The organism is Paraburkholderia rhynchosiae (genome assembly GCF_002879865.1).
In the GTDB taxonomy this organism is placed as follows: Bacteria; Pseudomonadota; Gammaproteobacteria; order Burkholderiales; family Burkholderiaceae; genus Paraburkholderia; species Paraburkholderia rhynchosiae.
Map to the genome: position 1 here is coordinate 34,991 of NZ_PNXY01000018.1, position 22,800 is coordinate 57,790.

The following is a 22,800-nucleotide window of genomic DNA, read 5'->3' on the forward strand; positions in this document are numbered from 1 at the left end:
GCGGGTGTTTGTCTGCCTCGCGCTGCCGCTGTCACCTATCGGAAGGAGAACGCGTCATGTTGAACAAGACCTACCCGTACTACCTCGCGAACGAAGCGGTGGCGGCCAACACGGATCTTGAAGTCACCGACAAATTCAGCGGCGAAGTGGCGACCCGCGTCGCAATGGCCGACGCCGCCGCGATCGACAAGGCAATTGGCTTCGCGGTCGACGCGATGCCCGCGTTGCGCGCATTTCCTCCGTTCAAGCGCCAGGCGGTGCTCGAACATTGCGTGAAGCGCTTTCGCGAACGCTACGACGAACTGGCACTCGCGCTGTGCATCGAGGCGGGCAAACCGATCAACGACTCGAAGGGCGAGGTCACGCGTCTGATCGACACGTTCAAGGTCGCGGCCGAGGAAGCGGTGCGGATCGACGGCGAGATCGTCAATCTGCAGATTTCGCCGCGCGCCAATGGTTACCACGGCTACGTGAAGCGCGTGCCGATCGGTCCGTGTTCGTTCATCTCGCCGTTCAATTTTCCGCTGAACCTGACTGCGCATAAGGTTGCGCCGGCTATCGCCGCGGGCGTGCCGTTCGTCTTGAAGCCGGCGAGCCGCACGCCGGTCGGCGCGCTGATCATGGGCGAAATTCTCGCGGAAACCGACTTGCCGAAGGGCGCGTTCTCGATTCTGCCCGCGCATCGCGACGGCGCCGATCTCTTCACCACGGACGAGCGTTTCAAACTGCTGTCCTTCACCGGCTCGCCAGCGGTAGGCTGGGAACTGAAGAAAAACGCGGGCAAGAAGAAGGTGATTCTGGAGCTGGGCGGAAACGCGGCCGCGATCGTCGACGGCGATCAGGACGGCAAGCTCGACTATGTGGTCGACCGCCTCGCGTTCGGCGCGTTTTATCAGTCCGGGCAAAGCTGCATCGGCGTGCAGCGGATTCTGGTGCACACAAGCATTTACGATGCGCTGCGCGAGAAGCTGATCGCCAAAACGAAGTCGCTCGTGATGGGCGATCCGAAGGACCAAAAGACCTTCGTGGGGCCGATGATTTCCGAATCGGAATCGAAGCGGCTCGCCGGCTGGATGGAGAGCGCGGTGCAGGCGGGCGCGAAGATCGTCGCGGGCGGCAAGGTGGAGGGCGCGATGTTCGAGGCCACACTTCTCGAAGAAGTCAAGCGCGACACCGACCTGTATCGCAAGGAAGCATTCGGGCCGGTCGCCATTCTGGAGCGTTTCGACGATTTCGGCGCCGCGCTCGCGACCGTCAACGACAGCGAATTCGGCCTGCAGGCCGGCGTGTTCACCGATTCGCTCGCGCATGCGCATCGCGCGTGGGACGAACTCGAAGTGGGCGGCGTCGTGATCAACGACGTGCCGTCGTTCCGCGTCGATAACATGCCGTACGGCGGCGTCAAGGACTCCGGGCTCGGGCGCGAAGGCGTGCGCTACGCGATCGAGGACATGACCGAATTGCGCCTGATGGTGATGCGCGAAACGTGGTGAGGCGGCGGGCGTGTTGTTAAGGACAGTCTTTGAGAAACATGCCGCCAGGTTGTCATGCAACTGTCGTGTCGACGCACTACGCTCGCGAGCAAGGCCTTGGGGCCGGCGGTGCGTTACCGGCGGGCGCACGTGAAACCGGCGCCGGGCTTTCGCCGCGTAAGCAGAAAGCCGGCGCATGCGCCATGAGTGTTTTTGCTGAAGTGCTACAATACCGGCCTTTCCGGCGGGTGTTTCCGCCGGCCGGAGCCGGCCGCATTCTTTCCCGCAACGACGGGTCCCGTGCGGAACGCCGTGGCTCCGCCTTCATCCTGATGCCTTCTGCGGTTCCGACCGCTGCCGCGCGCACGCGCCCAAGCGCATTTTTAGCGAAAGCCACCATGTCCGACACAGCCGTCACGCCCAGCACTGCGACTTTTGATCAATTCGGTCTCGCACCCGACATCCTGAAAGCGGTCAAGGAATCCGGCTACACCACGCCCACTCCGATTCAGGAGCAGGCGATTCCTGTCGTGCTGGCAGGCCGCGACGTCATGGGCGCCGCGCAAACCGGCACCGGCAAGACCGCGAGCTTCTCGCTGCCGATCATCCAGCGTCTGTTGCCGCAGGCGAGCACGAGCGCCTCGCCCGCCCGCCATCCGGTGCGCGCGCTGATCCTCACGCCGACCCGCGAACTGGCCGACCAGGTCGCCGCGAACGTTCAGTCGTATGCAAAGCACACGGCGCTGCGCAGCGCCGTGGTGTTCGGCGGCGTGGATATGAATCCGCAGTCGGAGCAATTGCGCCGCGGCGTCGAAATTCTGATCGCCACGCCGGGCCGCCTGCTCGATCACGTGCAACAGAAGACGGCCAATCTCGGCCAGGTACAGATCCTCGTGCTCGACGAAGCCGATCGGATGCTCGACATGGGCTTCCTGCCAGACTTGCAGCGCATTCTGAATCTGCTGCCGAAAGAGCGTCAGACATTGCTGTTTTCGGCCACGTTCTCGGGTGAAATCAAGAAGCTGGCAGCCACGTACCTGCGCAATCCGCAAACCATTGAAGTCGCGCGCAGCAACTCGACCGCGACCAATGTCACGCAAACCGTTTATGAAGTCTCCGAGGGCGACAAGACCGGCGCCGTCGTTCAATTGATTCGCCAGCGCAGCCTCAAGCAGGTGATCGTGTTCTGCAACAGCAAGATCGGCGCGAGCCGTCTTGCGCGCAGTCTGGAGCGCGACGGCGTGGTCGCGACGGCGATTCACGGCGACCGCACGCAGAACGAGCGTATGCAGGCGCTGGATGCGTTCAAGCGTGGCGAGATCGAGGCGCTGGTCGCCACCGACGTCGCCGCGCGCGGTCTCGACATTGCCGAACTGCCCGCGGTGATCAACTTCGATCTGCCCTTCAACGCGGAAGACTACGTGCACCGCATCGGACGCACCGGCCGCGCCGGCGCTTCCGGCGACGCGCTGTCGCTGTGCAGCCCCAACGAGCGCAAGCAACTGGCGGACATCGAGAAGCTGATCAAGCGTCCGCTGGATGTGCAGCGTCTGACCGTGGATGCACCTGTGCGCCATCATCACGAAGAGCGCGCGCCGAGGCGTGAGCGTAGCGAGGGCCGTGACGAGCGGGGCAGTCGCCGCCGCGCGGGCGCGCCGTCGGGTTCCTTCGATCGGCCGCATCATCATCGCGCGCAGCCTGTGGACGATTTCTTCCTCAAGCCTTATGAGCCGTCGCCTGCTTCGGTTCGCAAGGTGGAAGAGGCCGAGGCTGCGGGGGCCGCGCCGCAGAAGTCGTCTTCCAAGCAGCCGCTCGCGGCTTTGCTGGGCGGGTTTGGTATGCCGCGGAAGTCGTCGTCGTAAGTTTGTTTGTGGGTTGGCGCTGCTGTGGCGCTGTTATGGCGCCTTGCGGCTTCTCGGGCTGGCGAAAATTGCGCGAATAGCTTTCTACAGTTCACGCGCTTTCAGGCGCGTTGAGCGCCGCGCGTGTTCAGACGGTCAAGCTCATTCGCTTCGACCATGCGGCGATGGCCGCGGAATAAAAATCTTCCAACGTCATGTACGTTCCGCCGCTCGCGCCGCCGTCCAGATTCAGTCCCAGATGCCGTGCTGCGGCGCTTAGTGCCTCGAGTGGTTTGTCACAATCGAGCGCGGTCGCTCCGTTCTGTTTGCTGAGTTTTTCGCCATGCTCATTCGTCACCACGGGCACATGCAAGTACTGAGGCGTCGGCAGGTCGAGGCAACGTTGCAAGTAAATCTGCCTGGCCGTTGAGTCCATCAGGTCCGCGCCTCGCACAATGTGCGTGATGCGCGCGTCGGCGTCGTCGACTACGACCGCCAGTTGATACGCCCATTGGTCGTCCGCGCGTCTGAGGACGAAGTCGCCGACCTCGGTGGCGAGATTCTGCACCTGCTGGCCCTGCCAGCGATCCTCGAAAGTGATGATGGCCGCGTCCCCGTCCGGCACGCGCAGTCGCCATGCGCGCGCCGGCTTGCCGTGCAATCCGTTGCGGCAAGTGCCCGGATAGGCGAGTGTGGTGTTGCGCGCATGTGCGTGCAACAGCGAGTCGGCGATTTCTTTGCGCGTGCAGCCGCATGGATAGACGAGACCCGCCGCCTTCAACTGTTCCAGCGCTTTCTGATAGCGCGGAATCTGCGTGCTTTGCCAGACCGGCGGCTCGTCGGCGCGCATGCCGAAGCGTTCAAGTGTGGCCAGGATGTCTTGCGCGGCGCCCGGCACGGTGCGTGGGCCGTCGATATCTTCCACGCGGACGAGCCATGCGCCTCGATGCGCGCGGGCATCGAGCCAGCTTGCAAGCGCGCTCACCAGCGAACCGAAATGCAGCGGCCCGGTGGGCGACGGCGCGAAGCGTCCGCGATAGTTCATGGATCGATGATGCGTTGTAGGTTCAGGTTCTGTTGAGCCGGAAGTGCGGCGCCTTGGATATCATCGACGCGTTCGGCTGCAAAGTGGCGGCGCGCTGAAATAACGGGCGCGTTCAGCCGCAAATACCGCGCGCCGGAACTACCGACGTGTTCAGCCGCAAATACCGCGCTCAACACGACCCGCGCGTCCGGCCGCAATGGGCCCCACGCGCAGTACGACTCGCGCACCCCGCGCAATGACGCCCGTCGCGCATTAAAAAACCCCGCCGCTTTCACGCAGCGCGAGCCGCTTTGCTCTCCGGATGGCATTCCGGACACGTCTTGCCCGCCACATACAGGGGCGACTGCTGCGCTTCAGGCGTGACCACCGCGCGGCAGCCGAAGCATTGCGCGGTCGCGGTCGGCTCAAGTTGCGGATTCAGCGCGGTGCGGTAGTCGAACACGAAACAGTCGCCGTGATAATGCGCGCCGCCCACTTCCTCGAAATACTTGAGGATGCCGCCTTCGAGCTGATACACGTTCTCGATGCCCACGTCTTTCATGTGGATCGCGGCCTTCTCGCAGCGAATGCCGCCGGTGCAAAACGATACGATCGTCTTGCCTTCGAGGTCGGCACGGTTCTGCTCGATCACTTCCGGAAACTCGCTGAATTTAGTGATGCGGTAGTCGAGCGCGTTGTCGAACGTGCCCACGTCGACTTCGAACGCGTTACGCGTGTCGAGCATGACGACCGGGCGGCCCTCGCCGTCGTGACCGCGGTCCAGCCAGGCTTTCAGCGTGGGTGCGTCGACGAACGGCGCGCGGCCCAGTTCCGGCCGGATGGCCGGCTTTTTCATCGTGATGATTTCACGCTTGAGCTTGACCAGCATGCGCGTGAACGGCTGCTTTTCCGACAGGCTTTCCTTGAATTGCAGGCTCGCGAACTTGCCCTCGAAGAGCGGATCGTGACGGATGTACACAATGAACGCGTCCGCGGCTTCGCGCGTGCCCGCGACGAACAGGTTGATGCCTTCCGGCGCCAGCAGAATGGTGCCGCGCAAGCCGAGCGCATTACAGCGCTCCGTGACGTGCGGGCGCCAAGCAGCGGTGTCTTCGATGGTCGCGAAATGATACGCGGCGAGATTGACGATACTCATGTGTGTCCAGCGGTAATAAGTGGCGGCGTCGCGTCAAACCGGGCGCGGGATGCGCCGTGAGGCGGTCGCATGCGTGAATGCCCGAAAGCCCTTCCGATGTCCTGCGCTGCAGCCACGTCGAATAGGGCGAAACCCATATTATCCCTCAAGCTGGCAGTTTCCCTGACTCGGCCGAATGGCCAGTGGGTTGCGTTAGCGCAAACGGCGCGCGAACTTGCGCATATTATTTCCGTGCGCCGCCCAAAGAAACATTCCAAAAATCTTGCGAACGCCCATGGATCGTACTGCCGCGCCAGCGTCCTTGGCCGGATGGCTAACGCGAGGTTTTGCGCTGAAATCTCCGGAAGGGTGGAGTTACAATGTCGCCCATGTCAGATCCCCGCTTCGTTCATCTCCGCGTTCACTCCGAATTCTCGATTGCCGACGGCATCGTGCGTCTTGACGACGTCGTCAAGGCAGCTGCCGAAGACGGTCAAGGCGCGCTCGCCCTCACCGATCTCGGCAACGCGTTCGGCCTCGTCCGTTTCTACAAGGAAGCGCGCGGCAAAGGGGTCAAACCCATTGCCGGCTGCGACGTGTGGATCACCAATCCCGACGACCGCGACAAACCTTCGCGCTTGCTGCTGCTGGTCAAGGACCGGCGCGGCTACCTGAATCTCTGCGAGTTGCTCAGCAAGGCTTCGCTCACGAACCAGTATCGCGGCCGCGCGGAAATCGAGGCCGGCTGGCTGGAGTCCGGGCTCGGCGAAGGACTGCTCGCATTGTCTGGCGCCCAGCAGGGCGACATCGGCCTCGCGCTTGCCGCGGGCAACCAGGAAGCGGCGAAACGCAACGCGCTGCACTGGGCGAAGGTGTTTCCAGGCGGCTTCTATATCGAGTTGCAGCGGTGCGGTCAGCCGGGTGGGGAGCAGTACGTGCAGCAGGTGGTCGCGCTGGCGGCGTCGTTGAAATTGCCGGTAGTCGCCACGCACCCCATGCAGTTCATGACGCCGGACGACTTTACCGCGCATGAAGCGCGCGTGTGCATTTCCGAAGGCGACATTCTCGCGAATCCGCGGCGTTCGAAGCGCTTTACGCCTGAGCAATATTTCCGCACCCAGAAAGAAATGGCCGCGCTGTTCGCGGACATTCCGTCGGCGCTGGCCAATACGGTAGAAATCGCCAAGCGCTGCAACCTCACGCTCGAACTCGGCAAACCGAAACTGCCGCTCTTTCCGACGCCAGATGGCCTGTCGCTCGACGATTACCTCGTGCATCTGTCGAAAGAGGGGCTGGAAAAGCGGCTCGAGCAGTTGTATCCGGATGAAGCCGAGCGTGCCGCACAACGCGACACGTATTACCAGCGGCTCGAATTCGAGTGCGGCACGATCATCAAGATGGGCTTTCCGGGCTACTTCCTGATCGTTGCCGACTTCATCAACTGGGCGAAGAACAATGGCGTGCCGGTGGGTCCAGGTCGGGGTTCGGGTGCCGGGTCGCTGGTCGCGTACGCGCTGGGCGTGACCGACCTCGACCCGCTGCGCTACAACCTGCTGTTCGAACGTTTCCTGAATCCGGAACGCGTGTCGATGCCCGACTTCGACATCGACTTCTGTCAGCACGGCCGCGACCGCGTGATCCAGTACGTGAAGGAGAAGTACGGCGCGGACGCCGTGTCCCAGATCGCGACGTTCGGTACGATGGCGGCGAAGGCAGCGGTGCGCGACATCGGCCGCGTGCTCGATCTCGGCTACATGTTTACGGACGGCATCGCGAAGCTGATCCCGTTCAAGCCAGGCAAGCACGTCACCATCGCCGACGCAATGAAGGAAGAGCCGCTGTTGCAGGAGCGCTTCGACAACGAAGACGAAGTGCATCAGCTGCTCGAACTCGCGCAACGCGTGGAAGGCCTTACGCGCAACGTCGGCATGCACGCGGGCGGCGTGCTGATTGCCCCGGGAAAGCTGACCGATTTCTGCCCGCTCTATACCCAGGGCGACGAAAGCGGCGTCGTGAGCCAGTACGACAAGGACGACGTCGAAGCCGTCGGCCTCGTGAAGTTCGACTTTCTGGGTCTGACTACGCTGACCATTCTCGACTGGGCCGAGCGCTATATCCGCCGTCTCGATCCGTCGAAGAAAGACTGGTCGCTCGCGCAAGTGCCGCTCGACGATCCCGCGTCGTTCTCGATCCTGAAGAAAGCGAATACGGTCGCTGTGTTCCAGCTGGAAAGCCGCGGCATGCAGGGCATGCTGAAGGACGCGCAGCCTGACCGCTTCGAGGACATCATCGCGCTGGTCGCGTTGTATCGTCCGGGCCCGATGGACCTGATACCGAGCTTCTGCGCGCGTAAGCACGGCCGCGAAGTGGTCGAGTATCCGGACCCGCGTGTCGAACCTGTTCTGAAAGAGACCTACGGCATCATGGTCTACCAGGAGCAGGTGATGCAGATGGCGCAGATCATCGGCGGCTATTCGCTCGGCGGCGCCGACTTGCTGCGCCGTGCGATGGGTAAGAAGAAGGCCGAGGAAATGGCCCAGCATCGCGAGCTGTTCCGTCAGGGTGCCGCGAAGAACGGGCTGACCGGCGAAAAGGCCGACGAAATCTTCGACTTGATGGAGAAGTTCGCGGGCTACGGCTTCAACAAGTCGCACGCGGCCGCATATGCGCTGCTCGCGTATTACACCGCGTGGCTGAAGGCCCATCATCCGGCGGAATTCATGGCTGCGAATATGTCGCTCGCCATGGACGACACGGACAAGGTCAAGATCCTGTTCGAAGACTGTCTCGCCAACAAGATGGCCGTGCTGCCGCCGGACATCAATCTGTCGGCGTATCGTTTCGAGCCGGTCGCGGAAGCGGACGGCAAGCGTTCCAAAACGATCCGCTACGGCCTCGGCGCGATCAAGGGCAGCGGCCAGAATGCGATCGAAGAAATCCTGCGCGCGCGCGAAGACGGTCCGTTTATCGACATCTTCGATTTCTGCAACCGGATAGACCGCCGCGTCGTCAATCGTCGCACGGTTGAAGCGCTGATCCGCGCGGGTGCGTTCGACACCTTGCATCAGAATCGCGCGCAACTGATCGCTTCGGTTTCGCTCGCCATGGAAGCCGCCGAGCAGGCGAGCGCGAACGCGCTGCAGGCGGGCCTCTTCGATATGGGCGACGCGCCGTCGCAAGGCCACGAGCTGATCGACGAACCTGAGTGGCCGGAAAAGAAGAAGCTGCAGGAAGAGAAGGCTGCGCTCGGCTTCTACCTGTCGGGCCATCTGTTCGACGCGTACAAGAACGAAGTGCGCCGCTTCGTGCGCCAGAAAATCGGCGAGTTGAAAGAAGGGCGCGACAAGCTGGTCGCGGGCATCATCGCGTCGCTGCGCACGCAGATGACCCAGCGCGGCAAGATGCTGATCGCGGTTCTCGACGACGGCACCGGCCAATGCGAAGTGACGGTCTTCAACGAGACGTTCGAAGCGAACAAGCAACTGTTCAAGGAAGACGAACTGCTGGTCGTGCAAGGCCAGGCGCGTAACGACGCGTTCACGGGCGGCATTCGCTTCACGGTCGACACGGTCATGGACTTGGGCCGCGCGCGTTGTCGCTATGCCGAGGCCGTGAAAGTGCAGATGAACGGCAACGCGGATGCGCTGGCGTTGCGGCGCGTACTTGAAGCTCATAGTGCCGGCAAGGACGAGCCTCAAGCAGCGCCGGCACCGGCGGTTTCATCGCGGGGCGGCAACGGCGGCGGACGTAACGGCGGCGGTGGCGGCTACGGCGGCGACAATGGACGTCAGCGTCAGCCGGTTCAGATCCCGAACGGGCTCGCCGTTCAGGTGGTGTACCGCAGCGAAAATGCAGAGGGCGAAATGCGTCTGGGCGACGCCTGGCGCGTGAAGCCGACCGACGAACTGCTCGCCGACCTGCGCGGCCAGTTTGCCGGAAGCGCGATCGAGATCGTCTATTGATGCGGGCGCGGCTGTGAGCGCTGTTTTTCTCCAAGCCGCGCGAGTTTCAGAAACCGGTAGTACACGGTTTCGGCGTTGAACATCGCGATCATGAAGCCGGCGCGGCCGTCGAGAAAGCCTCGCCGCAACACGTAGGTTCGCACGAACGCCCAGGCGCCGCGGCCAAGCGCCTTGCCGAAGCTGCCGCGTTGGCCTGCCGCATGCCGCTGTTGCGCGCCGGCGGTCGAATAGGCGTCGAGCTTGCGTAACACGCCCTCGAAGTTCTCGTACGAGTAGTGCATCAACTTGCCGGCGAGGCGCTGCGCCGGTGTGTCGAACACGAGACGTTCGTGAACGAGGTCGTTGGAGAAACGCGCGGCGCCGCGTTTGAAGAGGCGCGGAATCCAGTCCGGATACCAGCCGCTGTGATGAATCCAGTGGCCGCAAAAGCTCGATAGACGGTCTACCGCGTACACGTCGGCAGTGGGCGAGGCGAGCGCCGCGCGAATCGCGGAGGCGAGTTCCGGCGAGACGATTTCGTCGGCGTCGAGCGAGAGAATCCACGTGGTGGCGAGTGCGTCGACCGCGCGGTTTTTTTGCGGGCCGAAGCCCGGCCAGTCGGTCTGTTCGATCACTCGGGCGCCGTGTGCGCGGGCGATATCGGCGCTGCCGTCGGTGCTGCCGCCGTCAATCACGACGATCTGGTCGGCAAAGGCCACGGACTGCAGACATTCGGTCAGCCGCGCCGCCGCGTTTTTGGTGATGATGGCGACGCCGAGGGTGGGTTCTTGCATACCTGAATTGCCTGATTGCGGAATGGCCTGGAGGCGGAATGACGGAACAGATTGAGCAACGAAGCGCGATGAAGCGCAACGAGTCGCGCAAGTATACACAGCCCGTTCGATTCTTCCGTAACCACCAAACGCCGCCTCAAACGTCGCGCGAAAACGTCAGCCGACCGTCAACCCCAACCGTTTACAATGCTTCTTTTCGACTTTCGCGCGGCGGGCAACGGGTTGCCAGCGCGAATCTCGTCCCGCATTCCCAGAGGATTCCTTGAGCGCGAAGCCAACGTTAAGCAAACCCATAGGTTCAGGTGAGGCGTCGTCGCCTGCCGTCGTTTTCCGGCGGCTGTGGCCGTTCATCAAGCCGCTGCTTTGGGTCGTCATCGGGGCGATCGTCGCAATGGCGGTGAGCGCCGGCACCGACGCGGCAATCCCCGCGCTGCTCAAGCCGCTGCTCGACAAAGGTTTCGGCGCGCATGCCAGCGACAATGCCAGGTGGTTCGTGCCCGTCGCCGTGATCGGCCTCGCGCTGATCCGCGGTGTCTCGCAATACGCGTCCGGCTATCTGCTCGCGTACGTGTCGAACAAGATTCTGCTCGAACTGCGCCTGAAGATGTTCAACCGCATGATCCACACGAGCGTCGCGTTTTTTCAGCGCGAAACCGCGAGCACGGTGATCAACGCGATCGTTTTCGAGGTCAACCAGATTCTCAACGTGCTGCTGAGCGTGATGGTGACGCTGGTGCGCGACTCGCTTACCGTGCTCTTTCTGCTCGGGTATCTGTTTTATCTGAACTGGCGTCTGACGCTGATCGTCGCCGTGTTGCTGCCGGGCATCGGCTGGCTGGTCGGCAAGATCAATCGCCGCCTGCGACGGTTAAATCGCGAGCATCAACTGCTCACCAACGAGCTTTCCTATATCGTCGAAGAGACGGTGGGCGGCTATAAGGTCGTCAAGGTGCATAACGGCGAGCAGTATGAGATTGACCGCTTTACGTCGATGAGCAAACGCCTGCGCGGCTACGCGATGCGCATGACGGTCTCCGGCGGGCTCGCTCAACCGTTGACGCAGTTTCTTGCGTCGATAGCGCTCGCCGTCGTGATCACGATCGCGGTGGTGCAGTCGTCGTCGGATCAGACCACAGTCGGCGGCTTTGTCGCCTTCGTCACGTCGATGCTGCTGATCATCTCGCCGCTCAAGCATCTGATGGACGTGAACCAGCCGCTGCAGCGCGGCATGACGGCGGCCGAATTGATTTTCGGTCTGATCGACGAGCCGGCGGAGCCCGCGGGCGGCGGCAAACCGCTCGAGCGCGCTCGGGGCGAGGTGGAGTTCCGCAACGTCTCGTTCATGTACAGCACCAACGCCACCCATAACCGCCACACGCTGAACCAGGTGTCGTTCAAGGTCGCGCCGGGCGAAATGGTCGCGCTCGCGGGGCCGTCCGGCAGCGGCAAGACGACGCTGGTGAATCTGCTGCCGCGTTTTTTCGATCCGACCGGCGGCGAGATTCTCGTCGACGGCGTCGCGCTCACCGAATACGACCTGCACGCGCTGCGCAGCCAGATCGCGATGGTGAGCCAGGACGTTGTGCTGTTCAACGACACCGTGGCCAACAACGTCGCGTACGGCCAGACCGCCGACCGTGACAAGGTCAAGGCCGCGCTGCGGGCAGCTAACCTGTGGGACACGGTCGAGGCCATGCCAAACGGCATCGACACGCTGGTGGGCGACAACGGCATGATGCTGTCGGGCGGCCAGCGGCAGCGCCTCGCGATTGCGCGTGCAATCTACAAGGACGCGCCGATCCTGATTCTCGACGAAGCCACGTCCGCGCTGGATTCGGAGTCCGAGCGCCACGTCCAGTCCGCGCTCGAAACGCTGATGAAGGGCCGCACGACGCTCGTCATCGCGCACCGTCTGTCGACTATCGAGCGCGCCGACCGGATTCTGGTGATGGAGGCAGGGCGTATCGCCGAGCGCGGCAGCCACCGCGAACTGTTGGCGCAAAACGGCCTGTACGCGCATCTGCACCGCATCCAGTTCCAGCAGAACGCGCCTGAGCGGGCCGCGTCTTGAGCATTGCCCGAAGGACGGGCGGGCGTGCCGCGCCCGTCTCGCCGGCTTCCGGGAATCATTCCGGTAAATTGGCCGTTTGAGCGTCATCAAACGCCGCAATCGCCCCGGAGACGGGCGCAGGCGGCTTTTTTTGCGGCCAGTCCATATGCCGTTCGCATCGAACTTCCTTACCAAGGCTTGTCAGACCGTCCTTTAGTCGGTTTTTGAGGACAGTGTTGTGTTTTCGACGCATTTTGTTTGCGCTTTTCTCACACCGACCGCATTCTGACGGCCTGCCGACCGTCCCGCGCCGCCGGAGATCCCCTTTTACATGCATCACGACGACACCCTTGGCGAACCGCTGGTTTCAATTGCGCTCGCCACCTACAACGGCCACACCTATCTGCCGGAGCTTCTCGCTTCGCTGGAGGCGCAAAGCTGGCCGAATCTCGAAGTGGTGGTGTCCGACGACGCTTCCACCGACGGCACGCCCGAACTGCTGGCCACATACTCCGGACGCTTTCCGGTCCGGCTGGTGGCAAGCGGCGAACGCGTCGGCATCGTGCGCAATTTCGAGCGGGCGCTGGCGGGCTGCCGCGGCGAGTACATCGCGCTCGCCGATCAGGACGACGTGTGGGCGCCGGAAAAACTCACGGATCTGATGCGCGAACTGCGGCAAGTGGAGCAGGCGAAGGGGCGGAACACGCCCGCGCTGGCCTTTTGCGATATCGAACTGGTGGACGCGACGCTGTGCTGTTTGTCGAAGTCGCTCTTCGACATCACCGCGAAGTCGTGTCGCGCCGAGCGCCTGCGGGATTTCCTGCTGAGCAACCACGTACCGGGCTGTGCGATGCTCGTGAACCGCGCGACGCTCGATCGCGCGTTGCCGTTTCCGGCAGGTATCGTGATGCATGACTGGTGGCTCTCGATGGTCGTTGCGTCGTTCGGCGAGATTCGTCACGTGGCGGCGCCTCATCTGAAATATCGGCAGCACGAGAGCAACGCGGTGGGCGCGAGCGCGACCAACCGGCGGCCGACCAGCGCCGCGCGCGGCGAATGCGGCGCCGCCGCAGCCGAGCGGCGGGGCGCCAGCAGGCGCCGTCAGATCGACGGTATCGCGGATCAGGTCCGCCTGTTTGCGCGCCGTTTCGGCGCGGAACTGCCGGCCGAGGCGCGCGAAGACATGAACGCCTTTTCTCGCGGCATCGCAAATTGGCGCGGCGCAGTCGAATTTGTGATGATCAGCCATACCGGCGAGACCTTCGTGCGCGCGTTGAAGATGATGCGGCGCTTGCGCAAAAGCGTGCTCAGCTTCGGCGTGGACGCGCGTTGTCCGCCATTCGGCCAGCGGCTGCGCCGCCGCCGCAGCGCGCGTGGCAGTATGTCTTGAGGTTTTGTAAGCGCCTCTGAAGGCTTGTAGCTAAAGGCTCGTAGCGCCGTTTCCCGGCCATGGCTGACGCTCTGCCGTCTCGCTCCTACGCCGTTGGCCGTAGACTCCGGCACCATAAATCGACACAGGCCCTCCCGCGCTTTGGGGGCTTCAACTGCGGTTCCTTCGCAACGTCCGCTTCACCCACAAACCCGGTGCATAGACCGCCGGACAGCTTGCGTACAGAAACATCCGAATCCGCAGCCCCAACTTCACACCTGCACTGCGCGCGAGCAACCCGGCACGCGCCGCGAGGCTCCGGGCCTCGAACATGGCGTGGATGAACTGTTCGCGGGCGAGCTTGGGCGCCATCGCCGCACGCATCCGTTCTCCGACGCCGGCAATGTCTGCGTCCCGCTGCAACTGCGCGAGTTCCGCGAGCCCATAACGGTTGCTTTGACGCATGCGGGCGATCAACTCGTCCACCGATCCATAACGCCGTTTGCGCGAAAGTCCGCCGCGCCGGTAGCGCACCAGCGGCTCGCGCAGGGTCACGGCGCCGCCCGACAGAATCGCGCGCAGCACCATGATCTGATCTTCGGCGGCAGCGCCTGGCAGCATCGGCCCGAAGCGTTCGAACAGACGCCGCGACCACGTATGCGCCGCGCCGACGAGCCAGGGGCGTGCGTTCAGCCAGTCGTCGAAGCTGCGATAGCGGTCCAGTTCCGTCGGGCTCACGCGCTCATGCACGTGGCCGGCTTCGTCCATGTCAGCGAGATCCGCGGCGATCAGGTCCGGGCGCCGATCGTGCGCAAGCCAGAAATCGACGACCCGCTCACAGCGATCCGGCGTCGAGATGTCGTCGCCGGCGGCAACGAACAGCAACTCTCCGTTAGCCATCTGCGCGAGTTGCGACAGGTGCGCGCTGATGCCCTGGTTGGCCGCGTTGTGTCGCACCACCACGCGATGCGCTCCGTTGTAGCCCGCCACGGCTGCTTCGATCGCGGCGAAGGTCGCATCGCTGGATGCGTCGTCGGAAACGATGATTTCGAGCGGCTGATAGGTCTGCGCGAGCGCGCCTTGCACGGCATCGGCGATTTGCTGTTGCTGGTTGTAGGCGATCAGCAGAATCGACACGAGCGGGCGTTCCGCGGCCAGTGCGGCGGTGGGGGATTGAGGCGACAGGCTATCGGTCATGAAGTCGGCAAGGGTGCAGTTGGGCTTGATTTTAATCGGTGACGCGGTGGCTGCGTCATGTCGGGCTTCCCGACGCATCCTTTACAATTGCCGCTGCCCCGAAAACCGGCGCGCGCGGCGCTCCTGCCGCAGCTGCGTTTCACCGAGACCCGATCCTTGTCTGAGCCGACTCGCCCAACACTCACCGACATCGCGCTGACCGCGCAGGCGCTGAAAAACAGCGGCGGCGCCGAACGCTACACGCGCGACGTGATCGCCGGTTTGCATCGGATGGGTTTGCGACCCACACTGTTCGCCCGCGAAATCGACCGCGCGCTGCCCGAGGCGGCATGGGTCGACGCGCAGCCGCTGAACGTGCGTTGGGTCCCGCGCAAGCTGCGCAATCTCGCGTTCGACTGGCGTCTGAAACAGCGCTTGAAGCGGCGCCGTCCCGCGTGCGTTTTTTCGATCAATCACTCGACGCATGCCGACGTCGCGTTGTGCGGCGGCACGCATCCGGGTTCGCTGGAAGCGGCCGGCCGCGCTGCGCGCCGCAGCGACGAATGGCAGATCGAGCTTGAGCGGCGCGTTTACACGCAGGCGCGCTCGATCGTCGCGCATTCGCAATTGATGAGCCGCGAGTTGCAGCGCTTTTACGGCGTGCCGGCCGAACGTATCGACGTGATCTATCCGCCGGTCGACACCGCGCGCTTCCAGCCGCTTTCCGAAGAGGCACGCGCGGCCGTGCGTCATCACTTCCATTTGCCCGAAGACCGCGTGATCTTCGTGTTCTCGTCGACGAGCCACGAGCGCAAAGGCTATCCGCTGCTAGAAGCGTTTTTCGCGCAGACTACGCTGCCGGTGTGCCTTGTTGTCGCCGGTCGGCCGGTGCCGAAAACCGGCGAGACGATTCGCTATGTCGGGTACTGCAACGAGATCGAGAAACTGTTCGCCGCGGCGGATTTCACCGTGGTTGCGTCGGCGTACGAACCGTTCGGACTCGTGGGCGTCGAGTCGGTCATGTGCGGCACGCCGCTCGTGATCGCCGACAACGTCGGTTCGGCGGAGACCGTGACGGGCGCCGCGAAGATCGAATTCTCGCGCCAGTCGGCGGGAACCTTCGAGCGCGCGATTCATGAGGCGGTCGAACGTGTGCAGCAGGGCGGCGCGAGGATCGCCGATCCGCTGGCGAGCCTCGTCTACGACCCGGGCGTCGATGCCCACGTCGCCGCGCTTTTTGCGCTATTTACGCGCTGAATCTCGCACGGACATTCGCACGGACATTCGCACCGCATCCGTCGCCTCGGAAGAGCCAGTGCCGGCCTCGCGCAGTTCGCGCTGGCGCGCGTCGATCACGGCGAGGAAGGTCGCGACCAGCAGCGCGAGCAGCACGGTAACCATGATTGGCACGAGGACGTCGATAGTCAGCCCGAAGATGACCGTGCTCGTCGCGACCGCGAGTCCGGCGTACGAGGCGGCGCGGATCGTCGCATCGCCCGAGCGCCGGTAACGCCAGAAGTAGACCGAGCATCCGTAGTAAAAGAGCAGCAGGCATGCCACGCCAATCCCGCCCATTTCGGCGAGCGTCGAGAAAAAGTCGCTATGCGCGCGCTCGTTGACGATCTCGCTCTTCACTTCGCCGTGTTTGGCCATCACACCGAGTTCGTCCACGAGGTGCCCCTTGCCGACGCCGTAGACCGGGTGATGCGTGAAGATCAGCCGCGACGCGTTCCACAACTGGAGGCGCAGGCCGACCGAGGTGTAATCCTCGCCTTGATGCAGCATCGAAAAATCGGTTGTTGCTTCGCTGATGCGTTTGTGAATGCGCTCCGTCGAAAGAAGCACGCCAGCCGCAATCAGGATTGCGACGGTGGCTACCAGCAGGCGCTTCTTGTGCCCGAACCACTGATACTGCATGCCGAGCAGCACCACGAACACGGGCACCGCCAGCCAGCCGCCGCGCGTGCCCGACAGATACGACGCGTAGCCGCCCGCTGCCAGAGCCAGCAGGCGCACGCCGGCGACGCGCCAGTCCCGCGGACCGTCCCAGCCGAGCGTGAACACCGACAAAAAGGCCAGCAGCAGCGCCGTGTCGCCAAACGGAATCGCGTTCGTATACGAGTTGTTCAGACGATTGGCATCGGTCCAGCCGCCGGCAGGCTGATCGACGAGCGCCCAGACGCCCACGGCGAGCGCGCCGGCTGCACAGCCCCAGCCGATCATCCGCAGATGCCGCGACGGCAGTTGCCGCAAAAGCAGGAAGATGGGCAGCGCCAGCACGAAGCGCGACAGCGCGTCGAACTGTCTTGGCAGCCAGTAGCCGAACAGCAGTTGCTGAACGCCGATTCCCACGACAAACGCCAGCATGCCGACCGTGAACCAACGGTAGGTGCGCAAGCCGGAAAAATAGCCCGGCATACGGCGATTTGCGACGGCGGCGCCCAGCGCCAGGGCAAAAATCGCGAAGAAGCAGTAACCCGTGCCGCCGCGCCACACGAGATTGACCGCGGGCGCGAGAAACAGCAGGGCGGCGGTGAGCCAGACCAGACTGGGTGCAAAAATCATAGGGCGACTGTTTGTATTAACACTACCGTTCCGGGTGGAACTGCGAAGGGCCGGATCCATCATTGCGTTTTTTAAGACGGTAGGGCGATCGCGATTATAACCGTCCCCTGCCTTGCAAAATGCTTGCTAGCGCACTCGTTAAGAACCTGTGCACGACGTGGTGCACGATGCTGGCGCATGGACCCGCCGGCCGCCCCCGGCGCGCGCATACGCAGCCGGCGCGGCGCCCCATTTGTCGTGCGGACCGGAGTGAGCGGTACAATCCCCGCCAAACTCATGGCCGGCGCGCGTGCAGAACCGCGCCCGCACCGGCTCAACGGACCGAATCGATGTTCTCAATCATCATCCCGACCTGGAACAACCTGCCCTACTTGCGCCTCGTGATCGAGAGCCTGCGGCGTCATTCGACGCACCAGCATCAGATCATCGTGCACGTCAACGACGGCTCGGACGGCACCTTGGCCTGGGTGCGCGACGAGGGGCTCGAACACACGGCGTCGCCGGGCAACATCGGTATCTGTCACGCGGTCAATATTGCGGCGGCGCGCGCCACACGGGACTACATCGTCTACATGAACGACGACATGTACTGCTGCCCCGGCTGGGACGACGCGCTCGTCAAACGCCTTGCGCAGATGCCCGCCGACAATCTGTTCATGCTGTCAGGCACGATGGTCGAACCGGTCAACTCCGGCAATCCTTGCGTGGTCGTGCAGAACTTTGGTGGCGACGTCGAGAGTTTTCGGGCGGAGGAACTGGTCGCCGCTACACCGAGGCTCGTGCGCGCGGACTGGCGCGGCGCGACGTGGCCGCCCACGCTCGTGCATCGCGACTGGTGGCACAAGCTCGGCGGCTATAGCAGCGAACTGAGCCCCGGCATGAGCAGCGACAACGATTTTTCGATGAAATTATGGGACGCCGGTTGCCGCGTGTTCCTCGGCGTCGGCGACAGCCTCGTTTATCACTTCCAGCAGAAGAGCACGGGCAAGGTCGTGAAGAACGACGGGCGCCGTCAGTTCCTCAACAAGTGGGGCATGACGCAAGCCACCTTCGACCGCTTTTACTTGCGGCGCGGCACGGCCGTGGAAGGCGGGCCGGCGGTCGGCGACCCGCCGCGCACCGGCCGTTTGCGGCGCGCGCTGCTCAAGTCTCGCATCAAGCGGGCGTTGGGCTGACGCGTGCCTGCATGATGCGTAAGCGCCGACGCTCAGGCATCAAACACCGCCTGTGACGAGCGGCAGCACGGTCAGATCCGGATGCGTGCCCTCGACGATGCTGCGGCCCACATGCACGCCTTCGTAAAGCGCATCTTCCTCGCTTGCGAAGCTTTCCTCGCCGTCCGCATGAAACGGCACGGCATGTCCGGGAATCGTCGGGTCGGCGCCAGGATGACAAACGTAGCCCACATACGTGTAGCGGTTATCCGCCGCGTTCGACGCATTCGTTTCGCCCGGCGCATTTTTCACAAAGGGCGCCACGTGAATCTCGAAGCCCTCGTATTCAACCGTTTGCCAGGGTGCGGTTTCGTCGGCCATAGCCGCCTCCGTCTTTGTCGCGCATATCGAAAAGTCTAGGTGATTTCATCGCGAAACGCGCTCGTGAACGGATGCGGCAAAACCACTACGGCCGCGTTCGATCAAGGGTCTCCCGTTCAAACGATTCTCCGGCTCCGTTTGAAAATGAACCGTGCGATGACAGCGCCTTGCGAAGTTTCCAACTTTGGTTTCCACAACATCTGGCGGACATCGGCCGATTGGCGTAAGCCGTCGCACGATTCGCGCTGTCATATAGAATGACGCGCTTTGCCCGTGAGACACCTCGCCCATGTGGTTCAAGAACCTACAGCTTCACCGTCTTCCCGCACCCTGGTCCGTCACGGCGGAACAAATGGAAAAGTGGCTTGCGCCGCACGCGTTCACATCCGGCAATAGCGTCGAAATGCAGAGCCATGGCTGGGCGTCGCCGCGCGATAACGATTCGCTCGTGTATGCGCTCAACGGCCAGATGCTGCTCACGTTTCGCGCCGAAAAGAAACTGCTGCCGGCCTCGGTCGTCACGCAAGTGACGAAGGCGCGCGCGGCGGAACTGGAAGAGCAGCAGGGCTTCAAACCCGGCCGCAAACAGATGCGCGAACTCAAGGAGCAGGTCACCGACGAACTGCTGCCGCGCGCCTTCAGCATTCGCCGCGATACGCGTGTGTGGATCGATTGCCGTAATGGCTGGCTTGTCATCGACGCGGCATCGCAAGCGGTCGCCGACGAAGTGCGCGGCCTGCTGGTGAAGTCGATCGATCAGTTGCCGCTCGGCACGGTGCGGGTCACGCAATCGCCGGTCGCGGCCATGACCGGTTGGCTGATTGCCGGCGAAGCGCCCGCGGGTTTCACGCTCGATCAGGACACCGAGTTGCGCTCTCCCACGGAAGGCAACGCGACGGTGCGTTACGTCGGACATACTTTGGATGCCGAAGATATGCGCCGTCATATCGAAGCCGGCAAGCAATGCATGCGGCTTGCGATGACGTGGAACGATCGCGTGTCGTTCGTGCTGACGCCTTCGCTGACGATCAAGCGCATCGCGCCGCTCGACGTGCTCAAGGAAGCGAGCGATCCGACCGCGCAGAACGACGACGAACGCTTCGACTCCGACGTTACGCTGATGACCGCCGAGCTCGACCGCATGCTGGGTGACTTGCTCGATGCGCTGGGTGGGGAGCAGGGCGACGCGATGGCCGCGGCGGCTTGATGGGGCGGGTCGGCGGTCGAGTCGGCGGTTTTCATTCAGGCTGACCGCTTACAAGTCGCTTAAACGCGAGCCAGCGCGTCGCCACATTTCAGGCGGCAGCGCTGGCCCACATCAGCCATCCCATCTACTCCCCGATACGCCCGCTCCAACTGCTCAACATTGAGCTTCACCATCGAGCTTTACCATCTTCATTAACGCCTTCGATCGCTCCTTTTTTAGCGAAGGGGCCGTGCGTTATTCCATGGCGGCCATGGCTTGCTGGATTTCTTCGGCGCTGAGATCGCGCTTGTGCGTGGCCAATGACCAGCTGTGACCGAACGGGTCTTTCAACTGACCGTAGCGGTCGCCCCAGAACATATCGGTGACGGGCAGCTTGACGGTCGCGCCGGCATCGACGGCCTGCTGGAAAATGGCGTCGACATCTTCGACGTAGTGGTGAATCGTCACCGGCGTGCCTTGCAGGTGGTTCGGGCCGAATGTCTGGTGCTCGGGCCATTCGTCGGTGAGCATCAGCATCGAATCGCCGATTTTCACGCACGCGTGCATCACCTTGCCGTCCGGTCCGGGCAGGCGGAACTGTTCGACGGCGTTGAAGGCTTTCGTATAGAACGCGATGGCTTCCGCGGCGTTCGCGCAGATCAGGTAAGGCGTGAGCGAGTGCATCCCGTCCGGGATCGGTTTGACAGCGGGGCTGCTCATGACGGCGACTCCTTGAAGTAACAGGTTCGTGGATTGAAAGTCCGACTGTTCGAGCCAGGCCTTCCACGTTACGACGAGTACGCCACCGCCGGATCGACACTCCGTAAAAAATATTTTCGGGCACGCATGCAAGTGCGTCTGAAGCGCCGCGTGCGATGCATCGAGGCTTATTGTCAGCCTGCCGGATTGTCCTCATCGGCAGGTGCGGCGGGAACGGGCGCTGAGCCGGGCGAAGGCGCTGCAGCGCCGGTCGGCGCGCCGAGAATGCTGAGCTGGAACGTCGGCGTGGCCGCGAGCGATTGCAGCGTGCCATCTTCGGGAATGCGCTCGAAGAGGGGCAGAATCACCGAGCCGCCGATTACCGCGCGCCGGCTGTTGTCGGCCGGGCGCAGTCCCCACACGTCCTGATAGACGACCGGCACGGCGACCCCGTCGCGGGTCGTATTGCCGATGTAAAGCATCACATGCCCGCCGATGTAGATCAATGTGCGCAGCGGTTCGCCGTGCGTAGCCAGATAGTCGAGCCGTTGCGCCGGCGTGGAGGCGGATAGGTCGATCATGCGCCCGGCGCTCATCTGCGTGGACGAATGGCGCGGCAGCCAGACGCCGAACGCCGCGAAGATGCTTTGCAACTCCGACGAACAGTCGTTGTAAAGGCCGCTGTTGCCCCAGCCGTAAGGCCGGCCGATCAAGGTTTTCATCAGCGTAGCGAGATGGCGCGGCGTGGCGGCGAGCGGCATCGGCGCGATCTGCGCATCGCCGATTGCGGCTGTGCGGATGAGCGCCTGGCCCTCCGCGTCGCGAGCCGGCACGAGGATTTCGCGCGACGGCGGCGTATCCGCGGCAATGCCGGGTTCGCTCGCTATCGGGCTTGCATCAGGCGCGGTCGCAGTGGGCGGCTTCTTCACGCCGCGCGCCGCGTTGGCCGGCATGAGCGCCACTTGCGGCACTAGCGACACGATCGGCAGCAGCGTGCCGGCGGGCGCGTCGAAGCGGAACACGCCGTGGCCGTCGCGCACCGGCGCCGAGGCGACGATCACGGCGCCGAGCGACTTTGCCGCCGCGGCGCGCCATGTGTCGACGAAACGTTCGCTCGCCATGCCGACGCCATCGCTGCGAACCCAGCCTTGTACATCCGGCGTCTGCACGTAATGCCACGCGCCGTCGGCGCTGCTTCCGAGCACATACAGCGGCGTGCCCGGCCGCACAGCGGAGATTTGCAGATTGTCGAACGGATAGCCCTCGCCGGCCAGCCGATGGTCGTAGAACGACGGGTCGGTGGTCGGCAGTTCGCGCACCATCAGGTTGGTCGTCGCGATTGCGCGCCGTGCTGGCCGATAGACGGGCGCCTCGGTGAATTGCGCGACGTTCATGTTTTGCGCAATGGTGTCAATCCACGCCTTGTCGTGCGGGCGGAAGTTCTCGCCATAACCGATGGCCGCGCCGCTTTTTCCTGTGTTGTCGAATCTGGCAATGCGGCGCTGCTGCAACGCGGCAATATCCGCGCCTTGCTGGCGATAGACGCGCATTGCCACATATGCGGAGTTCCACGGCGAGGGCGCGCTCGTGCCTGTGCCGAAGTAGCGCGCATACAGCGCCTGGAAATGCGCCTGCTGGTCGGCGGGGCTCAGGAACGGCCGGTCGTAGCCGGGACTATCCGGCTCGAGCCAGTGATCGACGTTCTGGTCATAAGCGCCGATCGGAAAGAGCGCGATGACATCGACGGGAACGTGGGCGTCGTGAGTCTGCGACGGATTGCTACACGCGGCGAGAGACGCGAGCGCCGCGAAGGCCACGGAGAACGCGGTGGCGCGCCAGGTGTTCGGCCACGCGCGAGCAAGGCGGGAAGGGACGGCTACAGGCATGAGTTCGACAAAGAGAGTCCAAGGGCACGATGATACGGCGTCGCGCATTCCATTACACTTGATCGATTCGCAAATCAGCGCCAACCAACGCCTCAAACGCCTCCAACGCTTTGCGCGTTATACAGAA

Annotated in this window: 16 protein-coding genes; 8 read left to right on the forward strand and 8 right to left on the reverse strand. The window is 63.4% G+C overall.

Going from position 1 to position 22,800, the window contains the following annotated elements:
• Positions 1–56 precede the first annotated feature (56 nt).
• Both C0Z16_RS23225 and C0Z16_RS23230 read left to right on the forward strand, forming a co-directional pair.
• Complete coding sequence (locus tag C0Z16_RS23225; protein ID WP_102634421.1) at positions 57–1,493, forward strand: aldehyde dehydrogenase family protein; 1,437 nt, start codon at positions 57–59, stop codon at positions 1,491–1,493.
• 377 nt (positions 1,494–1,870) lie between these two features.
• On the forward strand, positions 1,871–3,334 hold the full coding sequence (locus C0Z16_RS23230) for a DEAD/DEAH box helicase (RefSeq protein ID WP_102634513.1): 1,464 nt from the start codon (positions 1,871–1,873) through the stop codon (positions 3,332–3,334).
• A 127-nt stretch (positions 3,335–3,461) separates the two neighbouring features.
• Here the strand turns inward: C0Z16_RS23230 and gluQRS are convergent, their stop codons facing one another.
• Both gluQRS and C0Z16_RS23245 read right to left on the reverse strand, forming a co-directional pair.
• Entirely contained in the window at positions 3,462–4,358 is an 897-nt protein-coding gene (gene gluQRS / locus C0Z16_RS23235; protein ID WP_102634422.1) for a tRNA glutamyl-Q(34) synthetase GluQRS, read from the reverse strand.
• Positions 4,359–4,629: 271 nt separating this feature from the next.
• Positions 4,630–5,493 carry a sulfurtransferase gene (locus C0Z16_RS23245; protein ID WP_102634424.1) on the reverse strand — a complete coding sequence of 288 codons (864 nt, stop codon included), beginning with the start codon at positions 5,491–5,493 and terminating at the stop codon, positions 4,630–4,632.
• Positions 5,494–5,852: 359 nt separating this feature from the next.
• Between C0Z16_RS23245 and dnaE the strand changes: the two genes are divergently transcribed.
• Positions 5,853–9,434 (forward strand): DNA polymerase III subunit alpha, encoded by a 3,582-nt coding sequence (gene dnaE / locus C0Z16_RS23250; protein ID WP_102634425.1) that lies wholly within the window; start codon positions 5,853–5,855, stop codon positions 9,432–9,434.
• Here dnaE and C0Z16_RS23255 read toward each other — a convergent pair.
• Positions 9,428–10,207, reverse strand: a complete 780-nt coding sequence (locus C0Z16_RS23255) for a glycosyltransferase family 2 protein (protein ID WP_102634426.1) — start codon at positions 10,205–10,207, stop codon at positions 9,428–9,430. The genes dnaE and C0Z16_RS23255 overlap by 7 nt on opposite strands.
• A gap of 262 nt (positions 10,208–10,469) precedes the next feature.
• Here C0Z16_RS23255 and msbA point away from each other — a divergent pair, with 262 nt between their 5' ends.
• Together msbA and C0Z16_RS23265 are read left to right on the forward strand one after the other, a co-directional pair.
• A complete protein-coding gene (gene msbA, locus C0Z16_RS23260) occupies positions 10,470–12,278 on the forward strand; it encodes a lipid A export permease/ATP-binding protein MsbA (RefSeq protein WP_102634427.1) in 1,809 nt (602 codons plus the stop codon).
• Between the two features lie 310 nt (positions 12,279–12,588).
• Positions 12,589–13,647 carry a glycosyltransferase family 2 protein gene (locus tag C0Z16_RS23265; RefSeq protein WP_102634428.1) on the forward strand — a complete coding sequence of 353 codons (1,059 nt, stop codon included), beginning with the start codon at positions 12,589–12,591 and terminating at the stop codon, positions 13,645–13,647.
• 150 nt (positions 13,648–13,797) lie between these two features.
• Here C0Z16_RS23265 and C0Z16_RS23270 read toward each other — a convergent pair whose 3' ends face one another.
• Positions 13,798–14,823: a glycosyltransferase family 2 protein gene (locus C0Z16_RS23270; RefSeq protein ID WP_102634429.1), complete on the reverse strand. Its 1,026-nt coding sequence runs from the start codon at positions 14,821–14,823 to the stop codon at positions 13,798–13,800.
• 156 nt (positions 14,824–14,979) lie between these two features.
• On the opposite strand from C0Z16_RS23270, the gene C0Z16_RS23275 reads away from it, so the two are divergent.
• Positions 14,980–16,059, forward strand: coding sequence for a glycosyltransferase family 4 protein (locus tag C0Z16_RS23275; RefSeq protein ID WP_102634514.1), 1,080 nt, complete (start codon positions 14,980–14,982; stop codon positions 16,057–16,059).
• Here C0Z16_RS23275 and C0Z16_RS23280 read toward each other — a convergent pair.
• Positions 16,045–17,367: an O-antigen ligase family protein gene (locus tag C0Z16_RS23280; RefSeq protein WP_244201328.1), complete on the reverse strand. Its 1,323-nt coding sequence runs from the start codon at positions 17,365–17,367 to the stop codon at positions 16,045–16,047. The genes C0Z16_RS23275 and C0Z16_RS23280 overlap by 15 nt on opposite strands.
• Positions 17,368–17,696: 329 nt before the next feature.
• Here C0Z16_RS23280 and C0Z16_RS23285 point away from each other — a divergent pair, with 329 nt between their 5' ends.
• Entirely contained in the window at positions 17,697–18,542 is an 846-nt protein-coding gene (locus C0Z16_RS23285) for a glycosyltransferase family 2 protein (protein WP_102634430.1), read from the forward strand.
• Between the two features lie 39 nt (positions 18,543–18,581).
• Here the strand turns inward: C0Z16_RS23285 and C0Z16_RS23290 are convergent, their stop codons facing one another.
• Positions 18,582–18,902, reverse strand: a complete 321-nt coding sequence (locus C0Z16_RS23290; RefSeq protein ID WP_102634431.1) for a hypothetical protein — start codon at positions 18,900–18,902, stop codon at positions 18,582–18,584.
• A 289-nt stretch (positions 18,903–19,191) separates the two neighbouring features.
• Between C0Z16_RS23290 and C0Z16_RS23295 the strand changes: the two genes are divergently transcribed.
• Positions 19,192–20,109, forward strand: a complete 918-nt coding sequence (locus tag C0Z16_RS23295; protein ID WP_102634432.1) for a recombination-associated protein RdgC — start codon at positions 19,192–19,194, stop codon at positions 20,107–20,109.
• 234 nt (positions 20,110–20,343) lie between these two features.
• Here the strand turns inward: C0Z16_RS23295 and C0Z16_RS23300 are convergent, their stop codons facing one another.
• On the reverse strand, positions 20,344–20,808 hold the full coding sequence (locus C0Z16_RS23300; protein WP_102634433.1) for a VOC family protein: 465 nt from the start codon (positions 20,806–20,808) through the stop codon (positions 20,344–20,346).
• Positions 20,809–20,981: 173 nt separating this feature from the next.
• On the reverse strand, positions 20,982–22,673 hold the full coding sequence (locus C0Z16_RS23305; RefSeq protein ID WP_102634515.1) for an SH3 domain-containing C40 family peptidase: 1,692 nt from the start codon (positions 22,671–22,673) through the stop codon (positions 20,982–20,984).
• Positions 22,674–22,800: the final 127 nt, after the last annotated feature.

What these genes read in the sequence shown, in the direction of transcription:
- C0Z16_RS23225 (WP_102634421.1), top strand. Translation starts at nt 57, where the DNA reads ATGTTGAACAAGACCTACCCGTACTACCTCGCGAACGAAGCGGTGGCG.
- C0Z16_RS23230 (WP_102634513.1), top strand. Translation starts at nt 1,871, where the DNA reads ATGTCCGACACAGCCGTCACGCCCAGCACTGCGACTTTTGATCAATTC.
- gluQRS (WP_102634422.1), bottom strand. Translation starts at nt 4,358, where the DNA reads ATGAACTATCGCGGACGCTTCGCGCCGTCGCCCACCGGGCCGCTGCAT.
- C0Z16_RS23245 (WP_102634424.1), bottom strand. Translation starts at nt 5,493, where the DNA reads ATGAGTATCGTCAATCTCGCCGCGTATCATTTCGCGACCATCGAAGAC.
- dnaE (WP_102634425.1), top strand. Translation starts at nt 5,853, where the DNA reads ATGTCGCCCATGTCAGATCCCCGCTTCGTTCATCTCCGCGTTCACTCC.
- C0Z16_RS23255 (WP_102634426.1), bottom strand. Translation starts at nt 10,207, where the DNA reads ATGCAAGAACCCACCCTCGGCGTCGCCATCATCACCAAAAACGCGGCG.
- C0Z16_RS23265 (WP_102634428.1), top strand. Translation starts at nt 12,589, where the DNA reads ATGCATCACGACGACACCCTTGGCGAACCGCTGGTTTCAATTGCGCTC.
- C0Z16_RS23270 (WP_102634429.1), bottom strand. Translation starts at nt 14,823, where the DNA reads ATGACCGATAGCCTGTCGCCTCAATCCCCCACCGCCGCACTGGCCGCG.
- C0Z16_RS23280 (WP_244201328.1), bottom strand. Translation starts at nt 17,367, where the DNA reads ATGATTTTTGCACCCAGTCTGGTCTGGCTCACCGCCGCCCTGCTGTTT.
- C0Z16_RS23285 (WP_102634430.1), top strand. Translation starts at nt 17,697, where the DNA reads ATGTTCTCAATCATCATCCCGACCTGGAACAACCTGCCCTACTTGCGC.
- C0Z16_RS23290 (WP_102634431.1), bottom strand. Translation starts at nt 18,902, where the DNA reads ATGGCCGACGAAACCGCACCCTGGCAAACGGTTGAATACGAGGGCTTC.
- C0Z16_RS23295 (WP_102634432.1), top strand. Translation starts at nt 19,192, where the DNA reads ATGTGGTTCAAGAACCTACAGCTTCACCGTCTTCCCGCACCCTGGTCC.
- C0Z16_RS23300 (WP_102634433.1), bottom strand. Translation starts at nt 20,808, where the DNA reads ATGAGCAGCCCCGCTGTCAAACCGATCCCGGACGGGATGCACTCGCTC.
- C0Z16_RS23305 (WP_102634515.1), bottom strand. Translation starts at nt 22,673, where the DNA reads ATGCCTGTAGCCGTCCCTTCCCGCCTTGCTCGCGCGTGGCCGAACACC.